Raw genomic sequence first — 18,482 nt, 5'->3', positions numbered from 1 at the left:
TACGCCTGCGCTCCGGGCTCCGCCGACCGGATGCAACGCTTGGGAAGGAGTACTCATGACCGGGCTGACCGCTCGTATCCGCAACGCCGACAACTGGCCGGTACCGGAGGCGGTACTGACCGTCACCGACAGCACCGGCCGCCAGATCGGACGCGCGGTCGCTGACGGGACCGGGACGGTGGCCACCGGGTCACTGCCACCGGGTCTGCACACCGCGGTACTCACCGCACCGGGATTCCAGCCGCTGGCGCGGACCGCCCAGATCTCTTCCACGGGTACGGGTTCGCTCGGCGATATCACGCTGGTCGCGGTGGCCGAGGCGGTCGCGGTGCCGCCCCCGGGGCCGTGGACGATCGACCCCGTGCACTCGACGGTGATCGCCACCGCCCGCCACCTCGGCATATCGAGTATCAAAGCCCGGTTCGCCGAAGTGGGCGGCCGGATCGATATCGCCGAATCGTTCGAGCGTTCCCGCGGGTACGCCGAGATCAAGGCGTCGAGTATCGATACCGGTATCGGAATGCGGGACGACCACCTGCGTTCCGCCGATTTCCTCGATGCCGAGCGTTATCCGCTGATCTCCTTCACCGGCAACGGGCTACGCCGCACGGGTAGCGATACGTGGGTGATGGCCGGTGAGCTGAACCTGCACGGACAGCGTCGCCCGGTCGATCTCGATGTGACCTACGGCGGCTTCGGGCCGGACCCGTGGGGCGGGGTGCGCGCGGCCTTCCACGCCGAGACGGTGCTGCGCCGCGATGATTTCGCGATCGACTACAACGCGATGGTGCGTGCCGGTGTGGCCGCCGTCGGTACCACGGTGAAGCTCGACCTCGATATTCAAGTGGTCCAGGGCGAGCAACTTCCGCAGATGTAGGAACGTCCGGCGCCTGACGCGTACCTCCTGTTCCGCGCAGGTAGGCGCGTCAGGCGCCCGGATCCAGTTCGCGGACGACGCGGGCGGGATTACCCACCGCGACAACATTCGGGGGCAGATCACGAGTGACCACGGCCCCGGCCCCCACCACCGTGTTCTCTCCGATCGAGACCCCGCCGAGCACGATCACTCCGCCGCCGAGCCACACATTGTCACCGATCGTGATGGGCTCGGCGGCTTCCCATTTCGCGCGTCGCGGCCCCGGGTCCAGCGGATGGGTGGGTGTCAGCAGTTGGACGTTGGGGCCGATCTGGACATCTTCGCCGATAACGATCTCCGCCACATCCAGGGCCACGAGCCCGAAGTTGGCGAAACTGCCCGACCCGATACTGATCCGGTTACCGTAGTCCACGCGTAACGGGGGACGGATGTCGATGTCCTCCCCCACCGAACCGAGCAGCTCGGTCAGGATTTCCCGCCGCCTCTCCGGCGTCCGGGCAGAGGTCCGGTTGTACGCCTCCATCAGTTCCATCGCCCGCAGGCTCAGTTCGCGGAGCTCCGGATCGTCGGCCAGGTACAGATCCCCGGCCAGCATCCGCTCCCGCATCGACCGCTCGTCAGCCACCCGTGGAGCGTAACCGCCAGGGGGATCGATCACGGGATCCGCCCTCGACGATTCCCCGGAAGGCCGACCGGGCGATCCCGCGCGGATGTATGCAACCATCGGGTACCGACGACCCTGCCCCTCGAGGAGCGCCCCGTGCCGATGATCGAATTCCCCGCGCCGCGCGGCCCGCTGCCCGGCTACCTCGCGGTACCCGACTCCGATGGGCCCTGGCCGGCCGTCGTGGTCGTACACGATGCGTTCGGACTGAGCGACGATATCCGCCGCATCACCGACCGATTCGCGGCGAACGGCTATCTGGCCCTCGCTCCCGCGCTCTTCCGGCGCGGCCTGCGGATCGGGTGCGTTGTGCGCACGTTCCGCTCCCTCGCCGAAGGGCGCGGCGATGCGATCGACGATCTCGTCGCCGCCCGCGACCACCTCGCCGCCGACCGGCGGTGCACCGGCCGGGTGGCTTCGGCCGGGTTCTGTATGGGTGGCGGATTCTGCTTGTTGCTGGCTCCGCGCGGAGTATTCGACGCCACCGCTCCCAATTACGGTGTCTCACCACGCGGGATCGATGAATTGCGGAACGCGTGCCCGACCGTGGCCAGCTACGGGGCTCGCGACCGGATGCTCCCCGGAGCTGCCGAGCAGCTCGAGCAGGTACTCACCGCGGGCGATGTGCCGCACGATGTGCGCGAGTATCCGGAGGTGGGGCACTCGTTCATGAACAACTGGCCGACGCCGGCGCCGCTGCGTGTCGTGGAGCGCACGGCCGGACTGGCCTATTCGGAACCGGAGGCGGAGGATGCCTGGCGGCGGATCACCGCGTTCTTCGATGAACACCTGAGGGAGCCCAGTAGGTCGTGAATCGCAACCCCCGCTCGATCAGGAGTGGGTACGGCGGATACGCCGCGGCCGGTCGGGTTGCGCCGACCGGCCGCCGCCTGCCCCGAGCCGGATACCGAGATCGATGAGACATAAACCATCATCGATATCGACCGACCGTGGCACCCGGCTACATCAACATCATCGCGCCGAACATCAAGAACATGAATCCCATGAGCTTGCTGTACATTTCGGTCCTCTCCGCTCCTTCGCGGCCGCGCCTCCGGGCATTCGACCCGGAAGTACAACCATGCCGCCATTGAACGGTACGCCGGATGGCGACTCATATGACGCGCGCGAGCATTCCCCGCGACGGTAAATCGAATCGCTCCGCCCGCCTGCCCGCACCGGGGTACGCACCGTTCCACTCGATCAGTCGTGTTCGGCCGTACCGAGGACATCCCCGGTATTCGCGTCCACCGACACCTCGTACTCCGCGCCGGCGGGCGTGACGACCTCCACCTCCCAGACGGTCGTCCGATGCTCGGTATCGAGTTCCGCCGATATCGCGCGGCCGCCGCCGGGAACCGCGGCCGTCGCGGTATCCATGGCCCGCTGCCGGTCGATTCCGGGAGCCGAGACGAGCATCCACTCCCCCGCCGAACTGCCCCCGGCGACACTTCTCTCGACGGCATCCGGACCGACCGAAACCGCGGCGACGGCGAGACAGGCACCGGCGACAACCGCGGCGACCGCGGCGCCGACGAGAAGCCAGCGCAAACCCGCGACGGCGTTACGAAGAATTGTTCCCATGGTGAGACCTCCTGTGTACGTGGATGTTCGGGATGTGTCACCACTGTGGCAAGGCGACGCTGAAGACGACCTGAAGCCACCTGAAGATCGTTTCAGCATTCTTCTGACACTCTGGGTGGATGCGCCTGCTGATCGTGGAGGACGAGAAACGCCTCGCTCATACCTTGTCGAAGGGCTTGTCCGCGGAGGGTTTCGCCGTGGATGTCGTACACGACGGCGTCACCGGACTCCATCACGCCACCAGCACCGACTACGACCTGATCGTCCTCGACATCATGCTGCCCGGAATGAACGGCTACCGGGTGTGCTCCACACTGCGCGCCGCGGGCCACGAAACCCCGGTACTGATGCTGACCGCCAAGGACGGCGAGTACGACGAAGCCGAGGGCCTGGACACCGGTGCGGACGACTATCTCCGCAAACCGTTCTCATATGTGGTGCTGGTCGCCCGGATCAACGCGCTCCTGCGCCGGCGCACCCGCGGCGGCGCCCGGATTCTGCGCGCCGGCGATCTCGTCGTGGACCCGGCCACCCACACCTGCCGCCGCGGCGAGCACGCGGTCACCCTCACCGCCAAGGAATTCGCGGTCCTGGAACAGCTGGCGGTGCGGGCGGGTGAAGTGGTGTCCAAAGCCGATATCCTGAGCCACGTCTGGGATTTCGCCTACGACGGCGACCCGAATATCGTCGAGGTGTACATCAGTACGCTGCGCCGCAAAATCGACGCGCCTTTCGGCCGCCGCAGCATCCTGACCGTTCGCGGCGCCGGTTATCGGCTGGCTAGTGACTGTGGCTGAGCGCGAACGCCGCGGACGATCGTGGTGGCGTTCGGTCCGGGCCCGCACCACTACGGTGGCCACCGCGGTCGTCGCGGTGGCGCTGACGGCGGCCGGGCTGATGGTACTCACCTCGTTACGTCACAGCCTGGTCGACAGTGCCAGTGTCCAGGCCGAGCACACGGCACGCCAGATCGCCGGACAGCTGGAACAGGGAACCGAACTCACCGCGCTCCGGTTCCCCGATTCCGACGATGAACCGGTACAGATCGTGTCGGCCGACGGCCGGGTACTCGCCGCCGAGGGCGATCTGCTCGGCCGGGAGCCGATGGCGAACTTCGGTCAGTATTCGGCGACAACGGATAGCGGTGCCGACGACGACGAGGATGACGACGACGAGAACGAGGACGACTCCGACAACGCGGCGAGCGGGGCGCACGATACAGGCGAATCCACCGGCAGCGCAGCGAATACCGCGGCCGGCACAGTAGGCGGCAACACCGCCACATCGTCGAGTGCCGACCCGATCCTCGGGAATGTGCAGCTGGCAGTGGACGATTCGTCCGCCCCGGAGAACTTCCGGGTTGCGGCACTCGCCGGCTCCGCCCCCGACGGGCGTCCGGTCACGGTCTATGCGGGCGCTTCGCTCGAAACGGCCGACAGTGCCGTCGCCGAGGCGCGCGAGGCCATGTTGCTCGGATTGCTGCCACTTCTCGCGGTGGTAGCAGCCGTGACCTGGCTGGTCACCCGGCGCGCACTGCGTCCGGTCGAGGCCATTCGCAGCGAACTCGCCGAGATCATGCACGGTGATCTGTCCCGCCGGGTACCCGAACCGGCCACCCGCGACGAGATCGCCAGACTCGCCGCGACCACCAACGACACGCTGGCGGCATTGGAACAGACATCGCAACGACAGCGCCGGTTCATCGCCGACGCCGCACACGAACTACGCAGTCCCATCGCCAGCTTGCGGACCCAGCTCGAAGTCACCCAGGCACATCCCGGCCTGCTCGAGCTGGACGGCCTACTGGGCGATACCGTGCGACTGGAACATCTCGCGGCCGATCTGCTGCTGTTGGCCCGGCTCGACGCCGGCGAGCAACCCCGGGCCGATACCGTGGACCTGACGTCGCTGATCGACGAAGAACTCGGCCGGCGCGTGGGCGACCGAATTCCGGTCGAATCCGTTCTGCCCGGCGAGCAAGTTCTGGTCACCGGTAGCACCACGCAGCTCGCGCGGGTATTGGGCAATCTCGTCGACAACGCCCAGCGGCACGCCGCCACAGCGGTCCGGGTGAGCCTCGACCGGGTGGTCGGCCGGGCCGTCGTGCTGGTCACCGATGACGGGCGCGGTGTCCCGGAAGCCGATCGGGACCGGATATTCCAGCGTTTCGTCCGCCTCGACGACGCCCGCAGTCGTGACGACGGCGGCGCGGGCCTGGGCCTCGCCATCGTTCGCGATGTCGTCACACGCCACGGCGGGGAGATCCGCGTCGAGGGCGCGCGGCCCCGGGGCGCCCGGTTCGTCGTCGAGATCCCGCTGCACCGGTGACAGCGGGTATCTGCGCCGGTATCAGGCGGCGGCGAACAGCTGCCCGGTGTCACCGAGTGCCTGCTCGCGCAGCGCACTCAGCGTGCGGGCCAGGATCCGGGAAACCTGCATCTGGGAGATCCCGAGCCGTGCGGCGATCTGGTTCTGGGTCAGGCCGCCGAAGAATCGCCAGACGAGAATCTGACGCTCCCGGCGCGGCAACCGGTCGATCAGCGGCCGGACTGTGATGGCGTCCTCGAGCAACTGATAGCAGGGTTCTTCACGGCCCAGCCGGGTGAGCACGGCGGGCGGCGGAGTGTCGTCGTCGTGCTCACGGACCGCGGCATCGAGGGAATTGCCGGTGTGGCCGTTACCGGCGATCAGTGCCTGGGTGACCTCGGTCAGTTCGGCCCCGAGTTCCGCGGCGATCTCCCGTGCGGTCGGCACCCTGCCGAGGCGCTGGTACAACGCTTCGGAGGCGGGGCCGATACGCAGATGAAGTTCCTTGGTGCCGCGCGGCACTCGCACGGCCCAGGTGTGATCCCGGAAGTGGCGGCGCACCTCACCCATGATCGTGGGGACGGCGAACGACAGGAACGAACTGCCCCGCGTCATATCGAAGCGATCCACGGCCTGTACCAGTCCCACCCGGGCGATCTGGAGCAGATCGTCGAACGCCTCCCCGCGACCGTTGAACCTGCGCGCGATGTGCTCGGCCAGCGGCAGGCCCAGATGTACGATCTCCGCCCGTATCTCCTGCCGTCGCGGGTCATCGGGTGCCAGTGCGGCGAGCTTCTCGAACCGGGGTTCGAGGTTGTCGTAGCTGTCGCTGCCACGCCCGGGACGGGGGGCGCGGCCTGCGGCGGCGCGTTCGCCGGGAACGGCTGCGGTCGTTTCGTTCATCGTGGGCTCCTCGGGTGTTCCCAATCGGCTCGCTGATCGGCTCGACTCAGGAGAAGTACCCGATCCGGCGTGATCGAAACGTGACCTACACCCGGCCGCCCCGATCGCCGTGACCCGTCACCGTCCCGGGAGGCCACCGAAATACACTCTTACCCAGGTGCATTCACCGATACCGCAATGACTCACGACGGATACCGTTGCCAGGACGAGCTACCACCGGCCGATATGCACGATCCGGTCGAGATCGGCTCGGGCAGCGGGTTTGAAATCGGTCCCCTTCGTATACGCGACAGGCAGCAGCGCACCCTGGGACACCTTCTCGTACGGTATGCCGAGAATATCGGCGGCCTCCCGCTCGTACTTCAAATGCAGTGTGGTCCACGATGTTCCGAGCCCCCGGGAGCGCGCCGCCAGACAGAAGCTCCATGCCGCGGGGAACAGCGACCCCCAGTAGGACGCGCTCTGCGCACTGGGCGCATTGTCGACACGTCCGGCCAGGCACGGCAGGACCAGGACCGGTACCTCGCCCATCTTCTCGGCCAGGTACTGCGCCGACCCCGCGACCCTCCGGCGGGTCGCGTCCTGTTCGGCGTCCCCGATCATCTGATTACCGGGGAAGTACTCGGACGCGGCATACTCCTCGAACGCTTTGCGATAGAGCTCACCCAGCGACCGGCGCTGCCCCGGATCGGTGACGACGACCCAGTGCCAGCCCTGTTTGTTGGACCCGCTCGGCGCCTGGACCGCCAGCTCGATACATTCACGGATGATCTCGATCGGTACGTCACGCTCCAGATCGAGCCGTTTGCGAACAGCGCGGGTCGTGGACAGCAGCTCGTCCGTGGACAGGTCCAATTCGCTCGGCACAGCAGACTCCTTCACTCGTTCGCGGCACGGGCGGGGAACCGGCGAGCGGCTGTCGCGGGCGCCGGCAGCCCTCTGGGAAAGATACTCCCGGTCGCACTTCGTCCGCGCCGCCGTCGGCGACACGCACAAGGCCCGCTCCCTCCCTGCGCGATGGGGCGCCGGCTGCCGCCCGGGCAGGCTCGGCACCGGCGGGCCGGTGAGGCGCCGGTGGTACCGCCGAGTGTCCCGGCGTCGCAGTGAGCGCGCCGACCCTACGAGTGGTGGTTCTCGGCGTGCCTGATCTGATCCCGGGGCTGAGCGAACCGGATGGTCTCCCACACGATCAGCAGCACCAGCACCCCGCACAGAATGGCCAGGGAGGCCAATGCGGGCAACGCCGCGGCCAGCGGGGTCGACGCGGCCAGCAGCACTATCACGACCACCCGCGATACGGTGACCTCGCCCGTCGCGTACGCCTTGAAACCGACCAGACCGATCAGATACAGAACCACCCCGCCGTACAGGGCGAACAGCGGGATCCCGTACAGGGCGTCGCTCAATGTGTGATGGGAACTGTCGCCGACGTAATACAGCACCTTCTTCAGCCCCAGCGACAACGCGATAACGCCCGCGATCATCGGAAAATGCCAGTATGTATAGCAATTCCGCGCGATCTTGATCTGCCGATCGCCGGTGGCCGCGGCCAGCGCGTGCTCCACCGACAGCGCGGCGACATCGAAATACGCCCACCACAGCAGACCCGATATCGCGAGCCCGAGAAGGGAGCCGACCGCGATCGGCCAGGAGATGGGCAAGGCCGCCACCCCGATCCCGATCGATACGATGGATTCGCCGAGCGCCACGATGACGATCAGGCCGTAGCGTTCGGAGAAATGCTTCGCGGAGTTCACCCGCCAGCCCTCACCCGACAGCAGGGTCCACACCATATCGCCCGCGATCGCGGCGATCCACAGCCAGATCTGCGCGGCACCCGAGGTGGTCGCCGCGACCACGAGCAGCGCGGTGCCGACGGTGATCGACCCGAGTCCCCAGCGGATCACCTGCGCACGCAGTTGCCGGTCCTGCGCACTGGCCAGCCAGAACATCGTCAGATGCACGAGCCTGGCTACCAGGTATGCGATGGCGAAGACCAACGGCCCCGACCAGCCGCCCGGCAGATCCTGGAACGCCTCCGGGATGGTCAGCGCGGCGATGAACGCGGCACCCATGGCCGCGAACATCGCGACCCGGGCCAGGCCTTCGTCGGCACGCACCACATTGCCGAGCCAGCTGTAGGCGATCCACACCCACCACATCACCGCGAGGACCAGTAGTGCCCGCAACATGTTCACGGCGCTGGTGTCGTCGGCGGCCAGATCGGTGACCTTGGTGAGCGCGAACACCAGCACCAGATCGAAGAATAGTTCGAGCTGTGTGACCGCGGCGCCCTGAGCCACCGGCCGTAATCGCACCCGCTTGGTTCCGATCATATGGCCAATACTCGCACTCGGGGGACGGCGATTGCCACCGGCGGGGATCGCCCGGCGCCGTGGCGCGCGCCGGCCCCGATATGATCTTGATCGGGTATTGGCAATGAGGAGTGGAAACCGACGTGGGAAGCTGCGGCCGAGGTCTCGGATCCGGCGTCGAGTTCGCTGCTGCACGCGAGCCGGTCCGGACGTCGGGGGGCATCGAGCAACCGTCTCCGGCCGTATGCGCGCGCACCGCATCGCACTGTTCGCGAACCATCGCCACCCATCAATGCAACGATCACCTTTTCCATGGAGGATTTGTCATGTCCAGACGTATGCCCGGGTTCCGATTCCGTGGCCTGATAACGGGCGTCGTAGTGGCGGGTTGCGCCGTACTCGCACTCTCGGGGTGCTCCGCCATCGACTCGTCGCTGGCCACGGACACGGATACGGACTCGGCACCCGTGTCCACCGTTCCGGGACAGGCCGGTACCGACGAGGGCGGCGACGTCTCGTTCGACGCCGAGATCGGTGAGTGCGTCACCCTGTCCGGGACGATGTCGGCCGCCGAAATCGACCATGCGGCATGCGGGTCCCCGGAGTCCAATTACAAAGTGGTTGCCAAGGCCCCCACCCAGGACGGCTGCGCATCCGATGTCGACCAGACCTATTACGTGACACGTGGCGGCGTGGAGCAGGGCGCATTGTGCCTCGATATCGACTGGGTCGAGGGCGAGTGCATCACGATGCCGTCGGGCAGCGACAGCCCCGCCCACAGCCCGTGCACACCGGGCACACCCGACCTCGTACGGGTGGTGAAGATCCTCACCGGCACCACCGATGAAGCCGGTTGTCCCACCGAGACGACCAGCTACTACACCTACGACGAACGTCAGCTCGTCACCTGTGTGGCCGAGGTCTAGCGATACCCGATCACCGAACAGTATGTGTGGCCCCGCGCGACAGCGTGGGGCCACACATGTTCTCGCGGAAAAGAACCGGCCGGCCCGGACGCGTGTGCCCGACCGCCTGTTCACGACGAACGAGGACGGCTTGTGGGTCACGGAAACGCCCACCGGAGCCCGGACCACCCGAGTAGCCTCGCGAGTGGTCAGGTGATCAGCATCTACGTCGACCCCGGTGGTATCGAGATGCGCGACGAAATGAACGACGAGGCCTACAGCGCGGACCGGACCGCTGTAACCGATACATCGGTCGCGGCGATGCTCGGCGTAGTGGCACCGTTGTGCACCGCACCGCCCGGTGTCCTGATGCCGGACCCGACCCCGCACTATCTCCTGGAGTCCGAATGAGTTCACCCGCCCTCACCGTCGCGGTGCTGGGAGCCGGCCTCCTCGGTGACCGGATCGCCGACCGGATCGGCGCCCGGCCCGGCCTCGAACTGGCTGCCCGTATCCCGGATTCGCCGACTCCGCCCGCGGGCACCACATGCGTCGTCTATGTACCGTCGTTCACCGAGATCACCGCCGGAGCACCGGAAGCCGTACTCCCTCAGCTGTTGCGGGCCGGCTACGACGTGATCTCGACAGCGCCCTTCGACGGCGACGTCCCGGCCCCGGAACTCCACGAGGCCTGTACCGCCGGAGATTCCACTTTCCACGCGACCGGTGCGTTCCAGGCCACGATTCCGGCCCGCCTCATCCGGTCATTGACGGAGGTCACCCGCGGTATCCGCCGCGTGGAGCTCGTGGAGGAACTGGACCTCACGGGTACCGGCGTCTATCCCTGGGGCGCGGTAGGAGAAACCGGTATCGGAGCCGCCGATACCGCGGCCGCGGCGGCCTGCGCGGGCGCAGTGGACGGCTACTACACGGCCGGTCTCCGGGTTCTCGACGAGGTCGCGTTCGCCGGTACAGCCGGTGATGCGGCTGTACCGAGCCGGACGGTCGACGTGGTCACCGGCGACGACGGCACGGTCGAGAAGGTGATCGTCGAACGCGAACTCGGGCCGTCGCTGAGTTATCGGTCCATCTGGAAGGCGGCCACCACGGACCGGGCGCCGTTGCGCTACCGGCTCACCACCACCACGGACTCCGCGAAGGGCACGGCCAACGTCCGATTCCGCTGCACCGAAGGCCTGCATCCGGCCGATCACCTGACGTGCGTCAATGTCGTGGAGGCGATCGGCCCGGTACGCACGCGGGCCGCGGGGATCTCCCACAGGGATCTCTCGATCACCGGTCTCGTCGCCGGCGATCGCCTCAGCGGATGAGCCGACCGCCGCGCCGCGAACCCACTGCGACGTAGCCGATCTACGCGTCGAAGAGCAAGTAGAGCCCGGTGAACGTATAGCCGACCATGAGCAGCATGAGCGCGAGCTGGCCCGTGAGACGATGCGCGCGCGGTAGCAGGCGCAGGCAGCGGTCGTGGGCCGCGGCGACCGCGAGGATATGGCCGGTGACGACGGCGAGGACTTTGATGGTGCCCAGCAGCGCCGGATGCGTGGACAGCAGGTAGGCGACATCACGGCCGGCCAGGCCGAACAGGTTCCGGCCGGCGCCGAACGGGTCGGCGAACAGGATCACCGTGGCCTGGCCCTTCTCGACCAGGAATGTCAGGTAGTGCGCGATCACGTACCCGGCGATGATCGGAGTCAATGTGTAGGACAGCCGGGTCGGCAACCGGAGCCGTTCGGCCCGCGGCAGACCGCCTGTCGCCGCGGCCGCGAACCGGAAGCTCGCCCCGACGATCACGATGAAAACGAGCAGGCCGGCGGTGGTGACCGCTGTTCGGGCGGCGGTACCGTGCACATCCGCCAACAGACCGCGCCACCACGGGAAGAGCGAGAAGCTGTCGAACGCGGTGGATCCCAGCAGCGTGGCCGCCACGGCCACCGAACCCGGACCCACCGGTGTCCCGGCGAGATTCGACAGCGGGGAGCGCAGGACGAACGTACCGTCCGCAGCGCGCCCGAGCGGGCTCAACCGGCCCAGCAGGCTGCTGAAGACCTCGAGTGGATCGGCCTTTTCGGCCCAATCGGAGCCGAAAACCAGGAGACCGCCCAGGCCGAGGACCAGATATCCGGCCAGCCATACGGTTACCGCGGTGACCGAGCCGGGATCGGGCGAGGCCAATTCCAGCCAGACGAAGCTGAACAACCCGAGCGCCGCCGGCCACCGCCCCCACGAATCCGGATACCGGAAAGGTCCGGTGGCCGGAGAACGCCCGAGCAAGCGACAGACAGCGCGGTGCACCGCCCGTACCGGGGACAGCAGCTTCCACACCGGACCGGCGACGAGCGAGGCCACCATCACCCCGACCCATACGAACACGTAGACGACACCGGGAACCGGATTCGCCGCGGGGTCGGACGGACCGAACACACCGATCGCCAGCACAACGGCCACGGCCGCGACCGTCAGCACCGACACTCCGGCGCGGACCACCGCGGCATCCACGATCGCCCGCACCACCGGCGGCACCGGCACACCACGTGACCCCGGATCCAACCGTGGTTCCCGCCAGGCGAAGGCGACGACCGCGAACGAGAAGGTGAGCGCCCAGGCCGCGCCGATCAGCGCGTAGGTCAGGGGAATCGGCAGATCCGCGGCACCGCCGAGCCCATGGGCGAGCGGCGTCACTCGCGGACGAGGACTGTCGCCACCGTGATCCCGGTGTGGTGCAGTTCGATATCGACCCGGCCCGGGATATCGACAGTGAACTGGAAGCGCTGGCTCTCTCCCGCTACCACCGGGAAGATGTGGTCCGGGTGCGAATGCACGTGCAGTTCGTCGTCGGTATCGCTGTCGACGGTCAGCTCGATCGGCTGGCCCACTCGCGCATCGAGTCTGGTGTCCACGGGCGTCACCGACCCGCCGGCGATTCGCACGGCCAGAGCGACGCTCTGCGCCGTATCGGTCACGCCGGCCGACACTCCCGTATCCGTCTGCTCCGGGTCGGCGGCCGCGCAGCCGGCGGCGAGCAGGCCCGCGACCAGTAGTGCGGGGAAACAGCGGCGCGGTAGGGGCATCAACTCTCCTCGTCGGTATCGGAGCCGGGTTCGTGGTCGTGGGACGGCGGCTCCGGGTCGTCACCGCCGCGGCGATCACGCACGGCGATACCGATCACGACGGCGGCGATGAGAAAGGCCGGCAGGAAGGCGGGGATCGCCAACAGGATCGAATGGTCGGCCAGCACCACCACACCGTCGTACCGGTCGCTCATGGCACTGTCGCCCGGGCCCGCTCCCCCGCCCGCTCACTGTGCGGATAGCGGTCGTTGATCCGGGCGGCACCCCAGGACAGCGCGGTGATCAGGGCCAGACTGCAGACCAGGACGACCAGCGATGCCGCGCCGAATAGCCAGGCCGGATGATCGAACGACCGCTCGCGCTGCAACACCGAGATCTCGGCGACGAACGGGCGGGTGAAGGTTTCCGCCGCCGGGACCTCCTCGGCACCGATTCCGGGATCGGCGGCCATGAAGATCGGCAGCGCGGTGTAGGTGCGCCCGTCCTGGATACGCAGCACCGTCTTCCAGGTACCGTGCACCGGAACGGGTTTCGTCGATTCGTAGTGACCGGGTCCCACCCGCCGCAGTTGGTCCACCACCAGGCCGCGTCCCGGGCTGTCGCTGCCGACACCGCCCTGCCAGGACAAGATCTGCACCCATTCCGGGTCGGTACCGACCAGATCTTCGGGCGTGATCCGGATATCGGCGTACACCATGCGGCCGCCGGCGGCGGGAGCGTCGCTCAGGTGTACTTCGGCCCGGGCGTCCCGGGGAACCTCGATCATCAGGCCACTCGTGGTGGTCGCGGCCACCACGAGCACCGCGGTCACCATCAGCGTCCGGCGCACCGCCGGGCGCGGGAGGGGTTCACCCAGCAGTACGGTCGCCAGCATCGCGCCGACCACACCGCCCGCGATACCGGTGGGCACCGCTGTCGCCAGCAGTTCCGGCCACATCGCCGCGGGCCACGGGTCGACGAACATTGCCGCCACCCACAGCGATTCGAGCCAGAGCCCGATGGTCGCGGCCGCCAGGCCGGCCAGCGCGCCCCAGAGGATCCGGCGGCGCGCGAGCGGCAGCAGGGCGAGTAGTTCCACCACGACCGCGATACCGAGATAGAGCGGGAAAACATTCCGCGGCGCGTCGATGATCGGACCCCCGACGAGCACCGCCACCACGGCCCGTACCGCGGCCGCGAACGCGACCACCACCAGCGTGCTGCCCGCGCCCGATGTCAGGCGCGCGGCCACCAGCGAGACCGTCGCCGCGGCGACTATCAGCATGGGCTGCAATACCAGCCGGAACTGCTCCACGCCGAAGTCGTATTCCACCTGGAACACCGAGAGTCCGATGAGCAGGCCGCCGAACGCGAAGGTACGCATCAACCACATCCGCCACGGTCGCGGCCGGTCCGTGGGCGGCCGGTTGTGCCGCCCTTCGAACTCGAGCAGCAGCACACCCACCAGCGATAATCCGGCCCCGCCGATCAGCATGAGATGCGTCGGCCCCCACAGAGTGACGTCCTGACCGAATATCCGGTGCCATATATCGTCGAGCGGGAATCCGATCAGGGCATACAGTCCGGAGCCGGCCAGCAGGATTCCACCGACGGGCGCGTACCAGGTGCGAGTGATCCGCACCGCGGCCACGCCGGGTTTCTCGTCCAGCGGCAGCACGATCGCCGCCATCCCGGCGGTGAACAGGAAGAACAGGCCCGCGAGGATGAAGTAGTGCGCCGGGTTGGCCAGCGGCCCCTCGTCACGGCCGTTGCCGATATGCAGGCTCACATCCCAGATGAAACCGAGCAGCGCCGTCAGGATGGTGGCCAGGAACAATGCCAGCGGCAGCGCCACCCAGCCGGGCTGGTCGAACGCGCTGCCGAGCCGGTCGGCCAGGCGCTGCAACCAGGTGATGCGGCGGGTCCGGTGGAGGTAGCCCACCCACATGAGCACCAGCGCGATAACCCCGGCGGACCCTGTCATGAGCGCGACCTGGTCCAAGGCCGCGCCTCCACCTTCGCTGCCCGGAGCGGCCGACCACTCGATCAATTCGTACGCACCGTACGGCACTGGACCTCCACACCCGCGGGGCTAACTGTAACGAAAAGTAGCATGAATTCGACTCGGATACGCGTCTTCCCGCCCCCGCGGCAAATCGAGCCTGTCCCAAGGCCATTCGACCCGGTGGGCCGCCAGGTGCGGGCATGACCTGTTCGCCACAGTGCCGGGCAGCGAACAGCTCTACCAGCCCCACCGGTTTCCGTCGAACCCATCCGGATCATGGCGCCGGGCACCTGCCGGATCAGCGCCCGGACCGCGCCGGCGCCGAGGTCGAACGGCGCCACCGCCGATCTCGAGCGCCGCGCGTGGCCCGATCAGTCGCGGAAGGCGTCCTTCACCTTCTCACCGGCATCCTTCAGATTCGATTTGACCTGATCGGCCTTACCTTCGTTCTTCTTGTCTTCGTCGCCGGTGGCCTCGCCGACCTTCTCCTTCGCCTTACCTGCGATGTCCTCGGCCTTATTGCTGATCTTGTCGGTTCCGCTCACGACCGGACTCCTCTCATCGGGCGACCGACCTGCCCTATCCAGCCGGTCCGGGGCGCGAGTAGCCACCAACCGACCGGGTAAACAGGTTCGCCGGCGAAGTTCCTGTTCCGGTTCGAAGGTTCCACCGGCCTGCCGGTACCAGGACGGACCGTCAGGCCGGATGACCAGGTTTCAGATCGGCGACGTGGTGGTAGCGCAGCGCCGTAGGTTGGGGTTGCCCCGCCTCGCCCTCCTCGGGCGCCAGAACCAGTCCGGCATGATCGCCGAAATCGTGGCGGGCGAGGATCCGGCCACAGAACCAGGCCGCGGCATCACGAAGGACAGGCACACCGTGCGGACCGGCCCGCCAGGCACATCGCGCGAATTTATCGGTTTCGTCCCCTGTCTCCCCGCCGAACAGAGCCGCGAGGGATTCCGTGGCCGTGTCGACCAGGTGCACCGCGACAAAATCCGTCCGCCGCGCGACACGGTAGGTGTGATTCGCCTTGGACAGACAGACCAGGAACCGGGCGGGTTCGATCGCGACCTGCGACGCGAAGCCCACCAGGCACCCGGCTCGCTCCTCACCGGCTGCGAGGGTCACCACATAGACCGGCGCGTCGGCGGCGGCCACCAGGGCGTCGAAGGCACCGTGTGGGTGCCCGGATTTCTCCGGCATACGCCGTGTATAGCAGGCCGCCGCGGCCGCGACACCGTCCGGCGCGCACGACCGTGCGACCCGGCAGTCCTCGATCCCCGGCGCCTGCGGTCGACGGTTCCGGCTCTCCGTCCGCATGCCGCCAGAGGTTGCCCGAGCGGCGGCAGATCGGCATCGGTGAAGCGAGAGGGTCCGCCGGACACGCGCGCTTGGCTACGATGGCATCCATGTCGTACGACCGAGTGCCCGTCGCGCCGGCGAGTTCATCTGCCGGGTCCGGGTCCGTGTACGCGATGCCGGTGTCGTCGGGGCTCGGGTCCACCGGTGCCGGCAAAGCCTGAGTCCGGGGAGTTGCTCGTCCCCGCTGTCCTCGGGCGGGCACACGACGCCGCCGAAGAGCTGGCCGAGATCGCCGGCAGCACCGGTATCCGGGTGGCGGTCGCGGAATCCCTGACCTCCGGCCAGCTCGCCGCCGCGCTCGGCGCCGCGAGCAATTCGAGTGAGTGGTTCCGCGGCGCGATCGTCGCCTACAGCAGGGACGTGAAGCACCAGGTACTCGGCGTTCCCGACGGGCCGGTGGTCTGCGCCGCGGCGGCCGCCGCGATGGCCGAAGGAGTCCGCACACTGTTCGAGGCGACGATCGCCGTCGGAGTGACAGGAGCGGGCGGCCCCGCGCCACAGGACGGGCACGAGCCGGGTTCGGTGTGGTTCGCCGTATCAGTCGACGGTGCGGTCAGTACGCGGCATCGCGTCTTCGACGGTGCACCCGCCGAGATCCTGGACCAGGTCGTCGTATTCGCCGTGGAACTGCTGCTCGACGCGGTCCGCGAGCGAATCTGACGCCCCGGGGTGTCACGAACCCCGTAGCATCCGGCCGGCGGCTTCGACCGCCGGTCCCGAACTACCCGCGTCGGCGACGAAAACCGCGAAGGCGAGATCGCCGCGGATTCCCACGAACCAGCCGTGCGCATGGGTGTTGTCGCCGTACTCCGCGGTGCCGGTTTTACCGAGCAGATCGGGGATATCGGCCAGCTGAGTGGCAGTGCCCCCGGTGACGGTCTCCCGCATCATGGTTTTCAGCTGATCGGTCACCGTGGCGGGCAGTGGTTGCGGTGTGCGATCGGCCTTCCCGGGAGAGCCCGCGACCAGTACCGGCAGTGGTGCCGAACCGTGCGCGATCGAGGTGGCCACCATCGCCATTCCGAACGGCGACGCCGTCACTTCGCCCTGGCCGATGGCGGTCTCCACCCGCTGGGCCGGGGTTTGGGCCACCGGCACACTGCCCGTGACCGTCGTCAGGCCGGGCGTCACATAGTCGACACCGAGGCCGAGGCGTTCGGCGGTGGTCGACAGCGCCTCCGGCGGCAGATCGACGGCGAGCCCGGCCATTGTCGTATTGCAGGACCGGGCGAAGGCCGTATGCAGCGGCACCTGCCCCAGATCGAAATTGTCGTCGTTGGGGATACGCCGGCCCTGGATATCGGCGACACCGGGACACGGCAGCACGGTATCGGGGGTGGCGGTTCCGGCGTCCAGGACCGCCGCCGTCGTCACCGTCTTGAATGTGGAACCAGGGGGATACAGACCGGTGAGCGCGATCGGGCCTTCGGCGTCACCGGCGGCGTTCTGCCCGGCGGCCACGATTTCGCCGGTGGACGGCCGTATCGCGACCATCGCCGCGGGCTGACCGATCGGATCGAGCGCGCTTTCGGTCGCGCGCTGCAGCCCCGCGTCGATGGTGGTCCGGATATCGGTCGTCTGCCCGGGGTCCTCGCCGGCGACCCGTGTCGTGCCCTCGGGAGTCCGTGCCTCCACCACCCAGCCCGCCGCCGCGTCGGCCTGCTGCTGCCAGAGTTCGGCCAGTCCGGACATGGTCTGCGCCGAGATCGCCCGATCGTCTGTCAGCAGCCGCTTCTGCGGTGCGAGCGTGACACCCGGAGTCGCGGTCAGGGCATCACGGATCGGCGCGATATCGGTTTCCCGCAGGCTGATGGCGGTGACCGGCGCGCCCCGCGCGCCCGCGAGGTCCGCGTTCAGCGAGGCGGCGGTGATCCCCGGTGCGAGCGGGGCCAGCAGGCTCGCCGTGGCGGCGGTATCGGCGCCCGGCGCCAACTGGACCAAGGTCACCACCTGCTCCGACATCAGTTCACCGCCCGCGGCGTCGAGGACACGGGCGGGTTCCGGATACCTCGGCGTGTAGGACAACTGCCCTTGCTCGAGCCCCGGGGCGATCGTCGCCGGATTCCAGTGGACGCGACGGCCCGAATCGGTTTCCGCGGCGGTGCCGGTGGTTGTGTACTTCCATTCCTTCAGGCCCTGGTTCCCCAGCTTCCAGGTCGCGTCGAGGGTGAACGTATCGTCCTCGGTTCCGGTGACCGTGAACGTCACCTCCTTGCCCAGACCGTCGTAGAGGGTGCCGAGAGCCTGTTCCGCGCGGGCGGGGTCGTCGGTGAGCGCCGCCGCCGCGGCGGGATCGTCATTGTTCAGCGCCTCGGCGAAACGGCCCGCCGTGGTTTCCGGTTCGGGCGGCCCGGAGGAGCAACCGGCCAGCGCCAGACCGAGGATCGTCGACAGAACGAGGACTTTCCGATCGATTCGCATCACGTCCGACTGTATCGACCGGAACCGCCGCGCGCGTTATCCCGCGCGTCCCGCGGTCGAAGACCCCATCC

20 protein-coding genes are annotated in these 18,482 nt (G+C 68.1%); 8 read left to right on the top strand and 12 right to left on the bottom strand.

All coding sequences use genetic code 11. The features are described from left to right. The first annotated feature begins 55 nt into the window (after positions 1 to 55). Positions 56 to 877, top strand: a complete 822-nt coding sequence (locus tag ABZ827_RS05230) for a YceI family protein (RefSeq protein ID WP_357233001.1) — start codon at positions 56 to 58, stop codon at positions 875 to 877. Positions 878 to 926: 49 nt separating this feature from the next. Here the strand turns inward: ABZ827_RS05230 and ABZ827_RS05225 are convergent, their stop codons facing one another. Further along, positions 927 to 1,472, bottom strand: a complete 546-nt coding sequence (locus tag ABZ827_RS05225; RefSeq protein WP_357234504.1) for a sugar O-acetyltransferase — start codon at positions 1,470 to 1,472, stop codon at positions 927 to 929. Positions 1,473 to 1,637: 165 nt separating this feature from the next. Between ABZ827_RS05225 and ABZ827_RS05220 the strand changes: the two genes are divergently transcribed. Beyond that, positions 1,638 to 2,354 carry a dienelactone hydrolase family protein gene (locus tag ABZ827_RS05220; protein ID WP_357232999.1) on the top strand — a complete coding sequence of 239 codons (717 nt, stop codon included), beginning with the start codon at positions 1,638 to 1,640 and terminating at the stop codon, positions 2,352 to 2,354. 390 nt (positions 2,355 to 2,744) lie between these two features. Here the strand turns inward: ABZ827_RS05220 and ABZ827_RS05215 are convergent, their stop codons facing one another. Beyond that, positions 2,745 to 3,125 (bottom strand): PepSY domain-containing protein, encoded by a 381-nt coding sequence (locus ABZ827_RS05215; protein WP_357232997.1) that lies wholly within the window; start codon positions 3,123 to 3,125, stop codon positions 2,745 to 2,747. A gap of 119 nt (positions 3,126 to 3,244) precedes the next feature. On the opposite strand from ABZ827_RS05215, the gene ABZ827_RS05210 reads away from it, so the two are divergent. Together ABZ827_RS05210 and ABZ827_RS05205 are read left to right on the top strand one after the other, a co-directional pair. Then, complete coding sequence (locus ABZ827_RS05210) at positions 3,245 to 3,922, top strand: response regulator transcription factor (RefSeq protein ID WP_357232995.1); 678 nt, start codon at positions 3,245 to 3,247, stop codon at positions 3,920 to 3,922. After that, positions 3,915 to 5,453, top strand: coding sequence for a HAMP domain-containing sensor histidine kinase (locus tag ABZ827_RS05205; RefSeq protein ID WP_357232993.1), 1,539 nt, complete (start codon positions 3,915 to 3,917; stop codon positions 5,451 to 5,453). The genes ABZ827_RS05210 and ABZ827_RS05205 overlap by 8 nt, the downstream gene beginning before the upstream one ends. Positions 5,454 to 5,474: 21 nt before the next feature. On the opposite strand, the gene ABZ827_RS05200 is transcribed toward ABZ827_RS05205, so the two are convergent. The 3 genes from ABZ827_RS05200 to ABZ827_RS05190 all read right to left on the bottom strand — a co-directional run bounded on the left by ABZ827_RS05200 (position 5,475) and on the right by ABZ827_RS05190 (position 8,671). Then, complete coding sequence (locus tag ABZ827_RS05200) at positions 5,475 to 6,335, bottom strand: RNA polymerase sigma factor SigF (protein WP_357232991.1); 861 nt, start codon at positions 6,333 to 6,335, stop codon at positions 5,475 to 5,477. Between the two features lie 210 nt (positions 6,336 to 6,545). Further along, on the bottom strand, positions 6,546 to 7,202 hold the full coding sequence (locus ABZ827_RS05195; protein ID WP_357232990.1) for a nitroreductase family protein: 657 nt from the start codon (positions 7,200 to 7,202) through the stop codon (positions 6,546 to 6,548). 251 nt (positions 7,203 to 7,453) lie between these two features. Next, entirely contained in the window at positions 7,454 to 8,671 is a 1,218-nt protein-coding gene (locus ABZ827_RS05190) for a low temperature requirement protein A (RefSeq protein WP_357232988.1), read from the bottom strand. Positions 8,672 to 8,976: 305 nt separating this feature from the next. Between ABZ827_RS05190 and ABZ827_RS05185 the strand changes: the two genes are divergently transcribed. The 3 genes from ABZ827_RS05185 (at position 8,977) to ABZ827_RS05175 (ending at position 10,886) form a co-directional block, all read left to right on the top strand. Further along, a complete protein-coding gene (locus ABZ827_RS05185; RefSeq protein ID WP_357232986.1) occupies positions 8,977 to 9,576 on the top strand; it encodes a hypothetical protein in 600 nt (199 codons plus the stop codon). Positions 9,577 to 9,768: 192 nt separating this feature from the next. Further along, complete coding sequence (locus tag ABZ827_RS05180) at positions 9,769 to 9,966, top strand: hypothetical protein (RefSeq protein WP_357232984.1); 198 nt, start codon at positions 9,769 to 9,771, stop codon at positions 9,964 to 9,966. Beyond that, a complete protein-coding gene (locus ABZ827_RS05175; RefSeq protein ID WP_357232982.1) occupies positions 9,963 to 10,886 on the top strand; it encodes a hypothetical protein in 924 nt (307 codons plus the stop codon). Before ABZ827_RS05180 ends, ABZ827_RS05175 begins: the two co-directional genes overlap by 4 nt. A 40-nt stretch (positions 10,887 to 10,926) precedes the next feature. On the opposite strand, the gene ABZ827_RS05170 is transcribed toward ABZ827_RS05175, so the two are convergent. The 6 genes from ABZ827_RS05170 to ABZ827_RS05145 all read right to left on the bottom strand — a co-directional run bounded on the left by ABZ827_RS05170 (position 10,927) and on the right by ABZ827_RS05145 (position 15,831). Next, entirely contained in the window at positions 10,927 to 12,255 is a 1,329-nt protein-coding gene (locus tag ABZ827_RS05170) for a hypothetical protein (RefSeq protein WP_357232980.1), read from the bottom strand. Beyond that, a complete protein-coding gene (locus tag ABZ827_RS05165; RefSeq protein ID WP_357232978.1) occupies positions 12,252 to 12,644 on the bottom strand; it encodes a hypothetical protein in 393 nt (130 codons plus the stop codon). The genes ABZ827_RS05170 and ABZ827_RS05165 overlap by 4 nt, the downstream gene beginning before the upstream one ends. Beyond that, positions 12,644 to 12,838 (bottom strand): hypothetical protein, encoded by a 195-nt coding sequence (locus ABZ827_RS05160; protein WP_357232976.1) that lies wholly within the window; start codon positions 12,836 to 12,838, stop codon positions 12,644 to 12,646. Before ABZ827_RS05160 ends, ABZ827_RS05165 begins: the two co-directional genes overlap by 1 nt. Continuing rightward, positions 12,835 to 14,607 (bottom strand): hypothetical protein, encoded by a 1,773-nt coding sequence (locus ABZ827_RS05155; protein WP_357234501.1) that lies wholly within the window; start codon positions 14,605 to 14,607, stop codon positions 12,835 to 12,837. Before ABZ827_RS05155 ends, ABZ827_RS05160 begins: the two co-directional genes overlap by 4 nt. 392 nt (positions 14,608 to 14,999) lie before the next feature. After that, on the bottom strand, positions 15,000 to 15,173 hold the full coding sequence (locus ABZ827_RS05150; RefSeq protein WP_357232975.1) for a CsbD family protein: 174 nt from the start codon (positions 15,171 to 15,173) through the stop codon (positions 15,000 to 15,002). 151 nt (positions 15,174 to 15,324) lie between these two features. Next, entirely contained in the window at positions 15,325 to 15,831 is a 507-nt protein-coding gene (locus ABZ827_RS05145; protein ID WP_357232973.1) for a flavin reductase family protein, read from the bottom strand. Between the two features lie 303 nt (positions 15,832 to 16,134). Here ABZ827_RS05145 and ABZ827_RS05140 point away from each other — a divergent pair, with 303 nt between their 5' ends. Beyond that, positions 16,135 to 16,650: a CinA family protein gene (locus tag ABZ827_RS05140; protein WP_357232971.1), complete on the top strand. Its 516-nt coding sequence runs from the start codon at positions 16,135 to 16,137 to the stop codon at positions 16,648 to 16,650. A 12-nt stretch (positions 16,651 to 16,662) separates the two neighbouring features. Here ABZ827_RS05140 and ABZ827_RS05135 read toward each other — a convergent pair whose 3' ends face one another. After that, complete coding sequence (locus ABZ827_RS05135) at positions 16,663 to 18,411, bottom strand: penicillin-binding transpeptidase domain-containing protein (RefSeq protein ID WP_357232969.1); 1,749 nt, start codon at positions 18,409 to 18,411, stop codon at positions 16,663 to 16,665. Positions 18,412 to 18,482 lie beyond the last annotated feature (71 nt).

Origin of the sequence: Nocardia sp. NPDC019395, assembly GCF_040632335.1 — a bacterium.
GTDB lineage: Bacteria > Actinomycetota > Actinomycetes > Mycobacteriales > Mycobacteriaceae > Nocardia.
Note: the sequence above shows the minus strand (reverse complement) of the source record. Positions and strands in the feature narration are given on the sequence as shown.

What these genes read in the sequence shown, in the direction of transcription:
- ABZ827_RS05200 (WP_357232991.1), bottom strand. Translation starts at nt 6,335, where the DNA reads ATGAACGAAACGACCGCAGCCGTTCCCGGCGAACGCGCCGCCGCAGGC.
- ABZ827_RS05145 (WP_357232973.1), bottom strand. Translation starts at nt 15,831, where the DNA reads ATGCCGGAGAAATCCGGGCACCCACACGGTGCCTTCGACGCCCTGGTG.
- ABZ827_RS05155 (WP_357234501.1), bottom strand. Translation starts at nt 14,607, where the DNA reads ATGACAGGGTCCGCCGGGGTTATCGCGCTGGTGCTCATGTGGGTGGGC.
- ABZ827_RS05175 (WP_357232982.1), top strand. Translation starts at nt 9,963, where the DNA reads ATGAGTTCACCCGCCCTCACCGTCGCGGTGCTGGGAGCCGGCCTCCTC.
- ABZ827_RS05135 (WP_357232969.1), bottom strand. Translation starts at nt 18,411, where the DNA reads ATGCGAATCGATCGGAAAGTCCTCGTTCTGTCGACGATCCTCGGTCTG.
- ABZ827_RS05210 (WP_357232995.1), top strand. Translation starts at nt 3,245, where the DNA reads ATGCGCCTGCTGATCGTGGAGGACGAGAAACGCCTCGCTCATACCTTG.
- ABZ827_RS05230 (WP_357233001.1), top strand. Translation starts at nt 56, where the DNA reads ATGACCGGGCTGACCGCTCGTATCCGCAACGCCGACAACTGGCCGGTA.
- ABZ827_RS05190 (WP_357232988.1), bottom strand. Translation starts at nt 8,671, where the DNA reads ATGATCGGAACCAAGCGGGTGCGATTACGGCCGGTGGCTCAGGGCGCC.
- ABZ827_RS05165 (WP_357232978.1), bottom strand. Translation starts at nt 12,644, where the DNA reads ATGCCCCTACCGCGCCGCTGTTTCCCCGCACTACTGGTCGCGGGCCTG.
- ABZ827_RS05225 (WP_357234504.1), bottom strand. Translation starts at nt 1,472, where the DNA reads ATGCTGGCCGGGGATCTGTACCTGGCCGACGATCCGGAGCTCCGCGAA.
- ABZ827_RS05160 (WP_357232976.1), bottom strand. Translation starts at nt 12,838, where the DNA reads ATGAGCGACCGGTACGACGGTGTGGTGGTGCTGGCCGACCATTCGATC.
- ABZ827_RS05215 (WP_357232997.1), bottom strand. Translation starts at nt 3,125, where the DNA reads ATGGGAACAATTCTTCGTAACGCCGTCGCGGGTTTGCGCTGGCTTCTC.
- ABZ827_RS05185 (WP_357232986.1), top strand. Translation starts at nt 8,977, where the DNA reads ATGTCCAGACGTATGCCCGGGTTCCGATTCCGTGGCCTGATAACGGGC.